Origin of the sequence: Microvirga sp. 2YAF29, from assembly GCF_052114605.1 — a bacterium.
GTDB lineage: Bacteria > Pseudomonadota > Alphaproteobacteria > Rhizobiales > Beijerinckiaceae > Microvirga.
This window is the reverse complement of record NZ_JBFRFB010000001.1, coordinates 20,971-33,510: the sequence shown is the minus strand read 5'-3', so window position 1 is coordinate 33,510 and position 12,540 is coordinate 20,971. Positions and strand designations below refer to the sequence as shown.

The window sequence follows — 12,540 nt, the reverse complement described above, 5'->3', positions numbered from 1 at the left end:
CGGGCTAATACTATGCAGTCACGTGGCCGATAGAGGCGTATCGATCTGGCGACGGATTCGCTGAATGTAGAGATCGTAATAGTCATCGAGCCCGAAATTCTTGCCGGGCTCCCTGCACAGCAGAATGATCTCCAGACCCCGTTGCCATTCCTGGCTGCGATAGGCATCGAGCATTGCGGAATTGCGTTCGTTCAGCGTCTGAAAATCCGTTGTGAGGGCGACATCGGCATTGCCCACAACAGTGAAGATCCGCTCCAGCTCGTTCTTCCCCCTCACCCGCATATAATCGATTTCGAGCACGGCGAAACGGTGGCGGACGGCCTGCGCGGTCTTCTCGCCAATGATGATGGGGACTCCGTATTGTTTCGTCAGTCCCTCGAGGCGGGAGGCCAGGTTCACGGCGTCGCCAATGGCGGAATAGTTGAAATGCAGATCGGACCCGAAATTGCCGACGACGCATAGGCCGGTGTTCAGCCCGATGCCGATATTGAGCGGCGGCACCGGCTTTTCGTCTGCAACCTCGCTCTTATGCTGTTCATTGAGTTGCCGAAGGCTGTCCAGCATCGCAAGCGCCGCCTCGCAGGCATTTATCTCGTGGGATGGATCGTCGAGAGGCGCATTCCAGAAGGCCATGATGGCATCGCCCATATACTTGTCGATGGTTCCATGACGCTCCATGATATCGCGGGTCAGCGGGGTAAAGAGCTTGTTGATGAGGGCCGTCAGACCTTGCGGATCGTCCTTGTAATATTCGGCGATCGTCGTGAAGCCGCGAACATCGGAGAAGAGGACGGTCAATTCGCGCTGCTCCCCGCCGAGAGTGAGCTTCTCAGGCTTTTGCGCCAGCTGCTCGACAAGATCGGGCGAGAGATATTGGCTGAAGGCGGATCTGATCCTGTAACGGTCTGCCGAGACGGTGACGTAATTGGTGCAGACCAAAACCGCGTAAACGAGCAAGCTCGATATCAGGGGGAACGTGTAGTCGATCAGAAGGTGAAGATAATTAAAGCAATACCAGGAGAGCCCAAGGGTCACGGCGGCGGTCATGCCGCCCAGTACGAAAAGCGTTCCCGCATCCACCCTCGGCGCCGAAGCGATGAGGATGAGGCTCAGGATCGTTGCAAGCGCGAGCTCGACGACGGCCGTATAACTCGGCCTGCTGAGGGTTGCGCCCGTGAGCGCGCTCTCCAGTAGCTGCGCGTGCAGCTCGACGCCGGGAAGGGCCGGATGAACGGGGGTGACCTTCAGATCGAGAAGACCGGCGGCGGAGGTGCCGATCAGCACCATCTTGCCTGCGATGTGCTCGGCAGGCACCCGCCCCTCCAGAAGGTCGATGGCGGAGATGTACTTGCCAGGATCGTGAGGCGAGAAATGAATCCAGATCCGCCCCCTGCCGTCCGTGGGAATCTCCAGATCCTGGACGCCGATACTGCGAACGCCGCTGGCATCGGTCTTGATCAGGGTGGCGCTCGAACCTGCGGTGACGCGCAGCATCTCAAGAGCCAGCGACGGGACGACGACGCCATTCGCGAGAGCCACGAGCGGAACGCGGCGGACGGTGCCGTCGAGTTCAGGATTCATCGAATAGATGCCGTGCCCCCGCGCCGCTGCATCCAGAACCGGAAGGTTCTGCAGGAGGTGGGGGAAATCGGTCAGGAATGGACGTGGATCGGGGCCGATGGTCGCGATGCCCGATTGCAATGCAGGCTGCGCAACCGGTGTTGCCCCCGACACCCGATAACCCGAATGCCCAAGTACGACGTTCGACGCCCGAATGGTTTCGGCAAAAATGATGTCGTTACTGGGAAGTTGCCGAAGCTTTTCCCTCGTCTCCGGATCGAGCCCCTGAAAAGTCTCGGCCGCGACTTCCGGCGAACTGCGGTCCGGCTCAGGGAAGAGCACATCAAACCCGATCACGATGCTGCCGCGCTCGGCGATCTTCGAGAGCATGTCGGCCATGATCGTTCGCGGCCATGGCCACTGGCCCAGCGCTCGCAGGCTACGCTCGTCGATATCGACGATGGCGACAAGATCGTCATGCGCGTCGCGTGGATGCAGGATCTGATAGATATCGAAAGACTTGTGGCGCAGGGCCTCGATAGGGCTTGGATCCCAGACCCGCAGCGCCAGAAGCTCGACGAGAAGCAGAAGGCCGACGATCCGCCCCATCCCGATGCGCCGCATGCCCCTCAGAAGAGACGCCATGGCACCTCACAAGACCAGATCGGTGGAGCGAGGCAGCGCGCCTGCGATGGTCAGCTCGGTTCTCAACACTTCTCCGCTTGTGAAGGTGACAAGCGCGGAGACGTTGTTCTGGTCGCCCACGATGCGGTTCAGACCGCCGGTCGTAAGATCGAGCGACCAACCCTTGGCTGTAGCGACGAGGTTATCTCGGCCGATTCCGGCGATCTCATACCCGTTCACGAAGATATCGATATCGGCAACCTCTCCGCTTTTAACGGGAGTTCCCAGGACCCATGTCTCGATCTGTTCCGGAAAGGTCAGACGCGAGGCTCCGCCTGTATTGTCGATGGCATTCAGCTGCGACAGGTTGGACCCCGCTCCCATTCCGATTGCGACGATCTCCGCGCCAAAGTCATTGTTAAGCCGCGCCAGTTCGCCCTCGGTCGATCCTCGCCCGGCGCCATCGGAGAGGAAGTATAGAATGTTCCTCTCATTGCCCTGATCCAAACCGGCCAATCTGGCATTGGCGGCGCGCAACGCTTCGGCGAAGTTCGTCTCCCCGCCCGCATCGAGACCTTTGAGGTAATCGGCAATCGTACCGTCGCCCACACCTCCGAGATTGAAGGTGGCAGCCGTGACGGCCAGTTCGTGTGGGCTCCAATCGGAAGTCGGGTCGGCGCCGCCGTTGAAGGGAATGACCGTGACCGAGACGTCGTGTGGAGAGAATCCGAGTTCCCTGATGCGCTCGGTCAATGTGATGAGGCCCGCTATTTCCGCATCCAGTACCGTGTTCGAATGCTCATCCTTGTTCAAATCGCCAACCGGCGCACCATTGAAACGGCTGAATGTACTGCCGGACACATCGACGAGATACAGAATGTTCATCTGCGGCTGTACGACGGGGGCGAGATTGATGATGAGGTCGAGATCGGCAGTAGATGCGGTTGTTGCCGACTGCGTAGCAAGCTTGAGAGCAACGGCTTGGTCGTTGAACCCAAGCGTACCGCCCGCCGAGGATGTTGCCTGAGGCGCGGAGAATGTTCCCGAACCCTTCACTGTCAGGGTCGCATGCGCGGTGTCGCTTCCTCCTTTCGCGTCGGAAACCGTATAATCGAAGGAGATCGTTGCCGTTTGACCGGCGCTCAGAGCTTCAAAGTCCTTACCAGGATCGAAAACCAGGTTTCCTGATGCGTCGAGGTGAAGGGTGCCTTCGCGAGGAGCGGTCCAACCGGTGACGCGAAGGGCGTCACCATCCACGTCGCGATCATTTGCGCGAAGGGCAAGAGTGGTCCGTCCGGTCTCGCTGGCACCGGCAATGATGTCATCCCCTGCAATGGGAGCGTCGTTTCGGCCTGAAACGGTCCATGAGGCTGAAGTCGGAATACGTGCCCCGTCGATCAGGAGGGTGTAGTTGACGGCGATGGCCGCGGTCTCTCCCTGACCCAGATGCTGATAAGCTGGATGGGAAGGATCGAGGGTGAAGCTCCGCGAGCTTTCGATATATCTCACGCCCGCAGGCAAGAATGCCGGCAGGATCACGTACGGCCCGGCGGCACCATCGTCCGACGTGCCGAAGCCGCTCAGGGCGGCAAGCCGTGCAAGCGGTCCATCCTCGACCGCCCTGCCCCGGATAGGATTCGGCAGCAATGGTATGCTCGGCGCGATCTCAAGGCCAGTTTCGGGACGCCCTGGCACAACGAACTTGATGTTGAGAGGATTCTGATCGGGCGGATCGATGGACATCTGGAAGTTCGCCGGGACGATCAGCTCATCGTCAGAGTCACTGCTGCCTCTTCTCTGCGGCTGCGGCGTGAAAATCTGGAAGAGGCTTCTCACGAAATCATTGTCGCCACGAAGATCGTCTGCCGATTTGGTGATGTGTGTGACCAGTGGGTCTGCGGCGGCAACGGGGGTCAGCAGGGTTGCCGTTCGAGGGTCAGAGACCGAGGCGAGCACCCGCGACGGGTTACTGCGGTCGAAGAGCGTGATCGAGCCGACATGTCCATCCGGCTCGGTCAACACCGATATCTTGGTTACCCCACTCACTGCCGAAATCTCCGCATGAACGGCCGTCCCGCGGATCGCCATGGTCGCGACAGGCGTATCCACCTTCATGTCGCCGGTCTTGGCGATCTGTCCCGCAACGAAGCCGATGACGCCTTGCACGAGCGTGATCAGTGACGAGTTGGAGGTTGACCCCGCTGCGTAGACCATATCGTTGAGGACAATGCGGGCATCGGCAGACAGGAGAAACACTGTTCCGTCGTTGAACCGTATCGCGACGGATGCGTTCGAGCCCGTCTGAACGACATCTCCCTTTGCGACGGTGTCACCCATGCGCAGATCGACAGGAAATCCATTTCGCAGAACCGTCACGGACCCGGAGATTTTTTCCACACGACCGATCGGAGCCCGCGATGTCGGCAAGTCGGCTGCTTGAGCACTCTGGGCATATCGCTCCGACTGTTCGTCCTCTGTAAGGGATTCGATGGTTTCACCGGTCAGACCGGCGCCTTCGGGCGTCAACAAGCTTGGGCGTCGCTCTCTCGTGAAGTAATTCAGGATGATGGCCGTCGCTTCGTGCCCTGTAAGCACGAGGTCGGTTCCGGATTTTCTGTAATCACCGGTAAAGAGCAGGTCCTGATCGGGAAAAATAATGGACGGCTCGGCATCATCGGGACGGCCCGATGCTTCCGCGGCATCGATCTGGATGTCGTAGATGCTGATGCCAACCGCAGATTTGAGCACGGCCGAGTCCTCTGCCTGATGAATGATACCCCTTTCATCAAGACATTCCTACGAGAATGAAATCTCAGAGGCGCGATCAGCTGTCCGATTTCTTGATGATGATTTTATCACAGGTAGCCATGTTATCGAGCAGCGAACTTGATTTCTTTAGGATTACTCACAGCGCGACCTGAATCGAGCCAAGTTATTGGAGCTGAATTCGAACACCCGGAAGCGTAGTGCCCAACTATGCCCCACCGACACAGAAAATTTCTGCGGTGTCGGAATAAGGTTCGACGCCATCCGTTCTGCATCCAAGCAGGTAAAGCGGATCCGCGACGCGGATCTCGAATGCAGAGTTGGCCCCCAAGGATGGAACAATCCTCATGTTAATGGATCACGCCCCTCAGCATCAGGCGCTTCGCGCGAGCGTTCGGGAAGCCACTGTGACACGAGTTCATTTTCGTGGCCGCCCCCTGATCCGCAGGGGAGTGGAGCAACTCCTCGAAGGCACGGACTTTTTCCTGGCGGATTCCGATTTTCACGGCCCGGCTCACCCATCAGCCTGTGAACATTCCATTCCCGATCTCTTCATCATCGATGAAAAACATTGTCCGATGGACTTGGTCGACTTGATCAAGGACCTGAAAACATTGACCGTGGAATCTCGCCTGATCCTCCTCACCGATCATATCGACGCCGATGCGGTCCTTGCCGCTCACCATGCGGGGGCGGATGGAATTTGCCTTGCGAGCAGCAGCCCGGAAGTTCTGGTTCATTCCATGCAGCTCGTCATGCTAGGAGAAGTCGTCGTTTCATCGGAACTGATCCTCAAAGCCATAGCAGCGCCTGTGAACGAGCAGGAAACTCCGCCTGAAGCCGATCTCGACGCCGAGAAAATTTTTGGTCCTGCGCAGAAGAAGCTTCTGTCAAACCGGGAAACTCAGGTGTTGAGCTGGCTGACGGAAGGAGCTCCGAACAAGGTCATCGCGCGCAACCTCAATGTGGCCGAAGCGACGATCAAGGTTCACGTCAAGGCGATCCTCAAAAAAATCGGCGTCGGCAACCGCTCTCAAGCAGCCATTTGGGCTGCGCAGAACATGGAACTGCCGACGAGGCTATGAATCACGGCATTTTATGCCGGGCTCGATTTGCCGCCTATTCGAGCTTTGCCCGAAAGAGCCATGCGGCCATTCCCAAGGTCACGACTGCGATCAGCGCAAGGGGCACTGTGAGCGAGACAACCTCGCCAGTCGGGATGTCCTTCAGAAAAACGCCTCGCACGATCACGAGAAAATAACGTAGCGGATTGATGTAGGTGACGGGCTGCAGCCACTCGGGCATGTTCTCGATAGGCGTCGCGAAGCCCGAAAGCAGCATGGCGGGAACCAGAACGAGAAACGCACCTAGAATTGCCTGTTGCTGCGTCGTCGACAGCGCGGAGATGAACAGCCCGAGCCCGACGATGGACGCCATGAAGAAGATCGAGCTGCCATAGAGCAATCCGATGGAGCCGCGCAGCGGGATGCCGAACACCAGGAGAGCGGCCAGAATATAGATGGTGATATGCACGAGCCCGATCATCATGGGCGGGAGCAGCTTGCCGAGCAGGATCTCATGGGTTCTCAACGGCGAAACCATGAGCTGGTCGAAGGTGCCGAGTTCGCGCTCGCGGGCAATGGACAGGGCCGTGACGATGAGACCGATCAGAAGCGCGATGCTGCCGATCAGGTTGGGCACCATGAACCATTGATAGATCAGGTTTGGGTTGAACCAGTTGCGCGGCATGACGGTGACCGTCTTGGAGGCGTTTTTCTGCCCGGCAGGCGTATCTGTCGACAGGCCGGCCACGATCTGGTTGAGATAGCCGCCCACGATCTGCGATGCGTTGGAGCGGCGTCCGTCGAGAATGATCTGCACGTCGGTCGACTGCTTGGCCTCCACATCGCGCGAGAAGGTCGGAGATATCTGCACGGCGGCAATTACGGTTTGCCGGTCGATAGCCTCATGAAGAACGTCGGGCGAGTTCGTGAACGAAACCTTGCGGAAGGTCGGAGAACCCTCGATCCGCTGCACCAGCTCATAGCCCCAGCGGCCGGCATCCCGATTGAGCACCATGATGTCCACGTTGCGCACCTCGAGCGTCGCCGCATAGGAGAAGACAACCAATTGGATGATCGGCGGAGCGATCAGGACGATGCGTCCCTTGGGGTCGCGCAGGACCGCAAGCAGTTCCTTGACGATCAGGGCTCTGAGACGCGTCCACCACATGTCAGGCGATCCTCTTGCGGATATTACGCGCTGCGAGCGTGAACAGGATCATCCCCATCAGCAGCATGATGGCGATGGACCTCGCGAACATCGGCCAAATATCTCCCGCCAGGAAAACCGTTTGAAGGCTCGGGATCAGGTACCGAGCGGGCACGATCACCGTGATCCATTGGATCGCGACGGGCATGGAATCGATCTCGAAGAGAAAGCCCGACAGAAGGAAAGCCGGCAGGAAGGCGCTGATCAGGGCGAGCTGGGACGCCAGAAACTGGTTCTTGGTCACGGCTGAAATCAGCAGCCCTTGCCCCAGGGCGGGGATGAGGAAAGTCGCGCACAGGGCATAGAGCGCGATGAGGGATCCGCGAAACGGAACATCGAAGACGAAGACCGCAAGCAGCAGGCAAAGGGTCATCGCCGTCAGCCCGAGCAGGAAATACGGGATAATTTTCCCGATCAAGAGCTCCGTCGCGGTGACGGGCGTCGCCATCACGGCCTCCATCGTCCCGCGTTCCCATTCGCGGGCAATGACGAGGGATGTGAGCAATGTGCCGACGAGCGTCATGACGATGGCGATGGAACCCGGCACCAGAAAAAAGCGGCTCGTCAGCTCCGGGTTGAACCAGAAGCGCTGCTCGACCATGATCGGAGGCGCCTCACCGGCTCCTTCCGACCGGCGCATTGCTGCCCAAGTGGAAACAGTGCCTTGAGTGTAGTTCTGAACGAAATTCGCGTTATTAGGCTCTGAACCGTCGACGATGACCTGAAGCGCAGGCCTTCGTCCGGCCGCGAAATCGGCGGTGAATGTCGCGGGGATCACGACGATGCCGCGCACGCGCCCAAGAACGAGGGCTTCCTCGAATTGCCGCCGGTCCCTGCCATAGGTGATGGCGAAGTAAGGCGACGCCTGGAAGCTCGCGGCCAGATCCTCGCTCACTGGCGTGGCATCTTCGACCACGAGACCGATGCGGGTGCGGGCAGTATCGAGCGAAACCGCGTAGCCGAACAGGAAAAGCAGGATTGCGGGCAGAACGAGCGTGATGAGGATGCTGCTCGGATCGCGGACGATCTGGTAGGTCTCCTTGCGGATGAGCGTGGCAAGCCTGCGAAAGTGGTCGGAAGCACTCATGCGGCGCTCCTCTCGTTAGCATCGGTCCGCTCGGATGCTTCAATGAGAGCGATGAACGCGTCTTCCATCGTCGGGTCGGGATGGCTGGCATTGGCCACCTTAGCTTTCAGCTCATCCGGCGAGCCCAGCGCAATCGAGCGCCCGCGATAGATGAGCGAAATGCGGTCGCAATACTCCGCCTCGTCCATGAAATGCGTGGTCACGAGAACGGTAACGCCTTTCTCGACCAACCCGTTGATATGAGTCCAGAACTCGCGGCGTGTAATGGGATCGACGCCGGAGGTCGGCTCATCGAGGAAAAGAACCTGCGGTTCGTGCATGACCGCGCAGGCGAGCGCCAGGCGCTGCTTGAGGCCCAAGGGCAGATCCTTGGCGGACATGTCCTTGCGCGCCCTGAAATCGAATATCTCCGTCATCAGCGCGATACGCTCGCGCCGACGCTGTCCCGACAATCCGTAAACGCCGGCGAAGAAATCGAGATTCTGTCCGACACTGAGATCGCCATAGAGCGAGAATTTCTGCGCCATGTAGCCGAGGGTGTTGCGAGCCTGCGCTCCGTCGCGGCGCAGGTCGAAGCCTGCCACCCGCCCCTCGCCTTCAGTCGGCTTCAGCAGGCCACAGAGCATTTTGAAAGTCGTGGACTTGCCGGCGCCGTTAGGGCCGAGCAGACCGAAAATCTGGCCGCGTGGAATGTCGAACGTAATGTTGTCCGATGCCGTGAAATCGCCGAACCGCTTGGTCAGGCCACGGGCTTCGATGACAGGCTTGTCGCCCTGAGAAGGCAGGGTGCGGGCCTCTGCCGCCAGCTTGGAATATCCACCGGGTCCACCGCCCAGCATGTCCACGAATGCGTCCTCGAACCGTGGGACCGCCTTTTCGACCGCTGCATCGGGCCCTGCATCCTTAAGGAGCGCGGCCGATGGCGTCATGTTCGGCTTCATGACGAGCCGGATCGCCTCCCCCTGGATCACGCCATCGACAACGCCGTCCTCACCCAACGCCTTTGCAAGAACCTGACGCCTGCGGCCTGTGGCTCCCGTCAGACGGAAGACGCGGCCATCGACGCGCGAGGTCAGGTCAGCGGGCTTGCCGGTGAAAAGAAGCTTTCCCTGATTGAGCAGGAGAACCCGGTCGCACGCCTCCGCTTCGTCGAGATAAGCGGTCGACCACACGACGCCGATGCCGTCCTTGGTCAGATTTTCGACCATCTTCCAGAGTTCGCGACGCGAGATCGGATCGACGCCTACACTCGGCTCATCGAGCAAAAGCAGTTGCGGTTTCTTGAGAAGCGCGCAAGCCAAACCAAGCTTCTGTTTCATCCCGCCGGACAGTTTTCCGGCCAGCCGTGCAGTAAACTGCTTGAGATCGGTGAAGGTCAGAAGCTCGTCGAATACCTTTGGGCGCTCGGCCTGCGGCAGTCCGCGCAGATCGGCATAAAGATTGAGGTTTTCCTGGATCGTCAGGTCTTCGTAAAGACCGAAACGCTGGGGCATATAGCCGATGGCAGCCTGGATGTCGGCAGCTTGATCCGCTGTGTCGAAACCGAGCACGGAGAGCGATCCTGCTTCCGGCACCATAAGGCCGGTCATCAACCGGATCAGTGTCGTCTTGCCGGCGCCGTCGGGGCCGACGAGGCCGGTGATCTCACCGCCCCGGATCGCGCCGGACACACCATCGAGAGCCGGAGGCGCGGAGCCGAAACGTTTGGTGACGTCCTTGAGCTGGATGAACGCGGGCTTGTCTTCAATGGCGGATGTCGGAATTTCGGTCACGGCCCCAATCCCTTCACTTACGAGCGTCGGCGGCGGCTAGTCGGTCCGCGCGGTTGCAGTCACCTCAGGCAACCGGATCGTCACCGGCATGCCCTGACGCAGGCCCGGGTCGGGCTGATCGATGATCACGCGCAGGCGATAGACGAGATCGGTCCGCAGATCAGGCGTCTCGACGGATTTCGGCGTGAATTCCGCAACGGGCGAGATGAAACCGATGCGTCCCTTGTAGGCTTTGTCCGGGGCGGTATCGCTCGTGACATCAACGATCATTCCGGGATGGATGCGGCCCAGATCCGGCTCGCCGATATAGGCTCGCACCCAGACATCGTTCGTCAGGGAAATGGCGTAAACGATATCGCTCGGCGACACGATCGCCCCCGGCTCTCGCACCCGAGAGAGAACGACGCCATCGGACGGCGCGCGCAGTTCCGTATCCCCGAGCGAAGTTTTGCTGGAGGCCAGACTGGCCTCGGCGGCGAGCAGGTTGGCTCTCGCCACATCGATCTCTTCCCGGCGCGTGCCCTCCAGCAAAATCTTAAGAGCCTCCTGCGCCGACTGCACTCTGGCGCGCGCCATATCGCGCGATGCCGTCGCCTGATCGACGCTTGCCTGCGAGACGGCTCCGCTCGGACGCAGGCGTTCGGCTCTGTCGAATGCCAGTTCGGCATTCTGCAGATCGGCTTGGCTTTCCGCGAGCAATGCCCGCGATCCGGCGATCTCCGCCTCGCGTGGCCCGGCTTCGAGCTTCTGCAATGTCGAGCGCAGGGATTGAACTTGTGCCTCGGCGGCCGTGACCGCATCCCTGTAGGGTGTGGCATCCAGCAGGGCGATCAGGTCGCCTGCCTTGACGGTGTCGCCCTCATCCACCTTGACCTCGGCAAGGCGCCCCTGCACGCGAAAGCCGAGCTGGACCTGCCGGATGTCGACATTGCCGTACAGCGTCCTGCTGTCGTGACGCGACTCGACCAAGCCGAGCCGGGCTGGCACGTTGAACCACCACGCGGCGCCTCCGCCAAGCAGCAGGAGAGGCAGGGCAATCGCAGCGATCTTCTTTCTGTTCATGACACGGCACCTTCCTTGCCGATCGCGGCGACAAGCTCGCGGGCGTGTGCCTGGATGGCGAGGAGCTGGTCCGCACCGATGGTCTCCCATCCGAGTTTGGCCATCACGGCGGCGCGGGCCATGCGGAAGACCAGTATGCTGCCGAGAAGCGACAGCGTCCTCAGCCGAATATGCTCGGTCGCCGGATCGTCGCGGAGCAGGATGCCGACTAGGCGGCCTGCAACATCGAACATCGGGCTCATGATGGCATCGTAGATGCGCCGGAACGCTTCTGTCGGATACATCTGCTCGCGGATGATGAAGCGGGCCCAAGGCTCCGATTGCTCGCTGACGAACAGGGCAGCCACAGTCTCGACGATCTGGGAAAGCAAGGCGCGGGCCTCGGCCACCTCGACAGGGCGGCCTTCCTCATCCGCCTTCAGGAAGCGCCCTCTCACCTTGTCGCGCATGGGAGAGACGTGGACACTGATCTGTTCGGCGATGAACTCGGCCGTGGCGATATAGAGGCCTTCCTTGCTTCCGAAATAGTACGGAATTGCCTGCTGGTTCACGCCCGCCGCATCCGTCAGCATCCGGGTCGTCGCCCCATCGAAGCCATAGCGCCCGAACACATCGATGGACGTCGTCAGAAGCCGCTCACGGGTCAGATCGCCACGGATTGCCTTGGCCTGCTGTCTCGCCGTCATCGCTCACCTCACAGAGCAGCAGTCTATTCGGATGAGCAATTAAATCAATCATTTGATTTAATACTTCGGCGAAGCTTTGAATCGCATGTGGATTTTCCCACGCATTCACTCACTGCCACGAGATTGTAGTTCGAGGCCAAGCAATGCGACCGGGCGAGGAATTATAGTCATTTCCTGAAAGGGCGGCTCCTAACCCTCGCCCCTCCCCCGCTCGGGAGGGGGCGATGTTTAGTTACCGTCCTGACTTCACATGTATGTTTCCCGCATGCGCGACGAAGTGCGCAGCGTTAAATCAGGTCGCCTTGGCATCCGCTGGCGCAACAAGGTCAGGTGCTTTGGGCTTGCGAGTACGCTTTACGGCAGCCGGGGCGACTGCGCTCTCATCGATTTTCTGCTTCTGCACGGCTTTGGCTTTTTTCTTCGGCGCTTTGCTTTGGGTCTCGGTAGCGGCGGGCTCTTGCCGAAGCTGCTCCAAGCCCTTTTGCACGGCCTTCAGGAAAGTTTCGACATGAGACTGGGGCTCATTCAGCCGGGTGAGTTTGGTCAGCGTCCGTTCCAGCTTTTCACCACGACGGATTGCTTTCGCGATGAGGGAAAGCTCTTCACCGTCGGTCTTGGACTTCTTCGCCATAGAGTACTCTCTTTGCTGTGGAGATGGCTTCGGTAGCAGCCCAGCGGCAGCAAAAACAGTGAAGTTTCCATGACAGTTTGA

Annotated in this window: 10 protein-coding genes; 1 reads left to right on the top strand and 9 read right to left on the bottom strand. The window is 59.7% G+C overall.

What is annotated here, in order from left to right; translation table 11 throughout:
- Nucleotides 1-18: 18 nt before the first annotated feature.
- From AB4Y85_RS00165 to AB4Y85_RS00155, 3 genes are all read right to left on the bottom strand, one after another.
- Complete coding sequence (locus AB4Y85_RS00165; RefSeq protein ID WP_441982828.1) at nt 19-2,205, bottom strand: CHASE2 domain-containing protein; 2,187 nt, start codon at nt 2,203-2,205, stop codon at nt 19-21.
- Between the two features lie 6 nt (nt 2,206-2,211).
- On the bottom strand, nt 2,212-4,932 hold the full coding sequence (locus AB4Y85_RS00160) for an Ig-like domain-containing protein (protein ID WP_441982827.1): 2,721 nt from the start codon (nt 4,930-4,932) through the stop codon (nt 2,212-2,214).
- A gap of 539 nt (nt 4,933-5,471) precedes the next feature.
- Complete coding sequence (locus tag AB4Y85_RS00155) at nt 5,472-5,690, bottom strand: hypothetical protein (RefSeq protein ID WP_441982826.1); 219 nt, start codon at nt 5,688-5,690, stop codon at nt 5,472-5,474.
- A 72-nt stretch (nt 5,691-5,762) separates the two neighbouring features.
- On the opposite strand from AB4Y85_RS00155, the gene AB4Y85_RS00150 reads away from it, so the two are divergent.
- Nucleotides 5,763-6,035 carry a response regulator transcription factor gene (locus AB4Y85_RS00150; protein ID WP_441982825.1) on the top strand — a complete coding sequence of 91 codons (273 nt, stop codon included), beginning with the start codon at nt 5,763-5,765 and terminating at the stop codon, nt 6,033-6,035.
- A gap of 34 nt (nt 6,036-6,069) precedes the next feature.
- Here the strand turns inward: AB4Y85_RS00150 and AB4Y85_RS00145 are convergent, their stop codons facing one another.
- The 6 genes from AB4Y85_RS00145 to AB4Y85_RS00120 all read right to left on the bottom strand — a co-directional run bounded on the left by AB4Y85_RS00145 (nt 6,070) and on the right by AB4Y85_RS00120 (nt 12,459).
- On the bottom strand, nt 6,070-7,182 hold the full coding sequence (locus AB4Y85_RS00145; RefSeq protein ID WP_441982824.1) for an ABC transporter permease: 1,113 nt from the start codon (nt 7,180-7,182) through the stop codon (nt 6,070-6,072).
- A gap of 1 nt (nt 7,183) precedes the next feature.
- Nucleotides 7,184-8,308, bottom strand: coding sequence for an ABC transporter permease (locus tag AB4Y85_RS00140; RefSeq protein ID WP_441982823.1), 1,125 nt, complete (start codon nt 8,306-8,308; stop codon nt 7,184-7,186).
- A complete protein-coding gene (locus AB4Y85_RS00135; protein ID WP_441983218.1) occupies nt 8,305-10,071 on the bottom strand; it encodes an ATP-binding cassette domain-containing protein in 1,767 nt (588 codons plus the stop codon). Before AB4Y85_RS00135 ends, AB4Y85_RS00140 begins: the two co-directional genes overlap by 4 nt.
- A gap of 45 nt (nt 10,072-10,116) precedes the next feature.
- On the bottom strand, nt 10,117-11,142 hold the full coding sequence (gene hlyD / locus AB4Y85_RS00130) for a secretion protein HlyD (protein WP_441982822.1): 1,026 nt from the start codon (nt 11,140-11,142) through the stop codon (nt 10,117-10,119).
- Nucleotides 11,139-11,828 carry a CerR family C-terminal domain-containing protein gene (locus AB4Y85_RS00125; RefSeq protein WP_441982821.1) on the bottom strand — a complete coding sequence of 230 codons (690 nt, stop codon included), beginning with the start codon at nt 11,826-11,828 and terminating at the stop codon, nt 11,139-11,141. The genes hlyD and AB4Y85_RS00125 overlap by 4 nt, the downstream gene beginning before the upstream one ends.
- A 292-nt stretch (nt 11,829-12,120) precedes the next feature.
- Entirely contained in the window at nt 12,121-12,459 is a 339-nt protein-coding gene (locus AB4Y85_RS00120; protein ID WP_441982820.1) for a hypothetical protein, read from the bottom strand.
- Nucleotides 12,460-12,540: the final 81 nt, after the last annotated feature.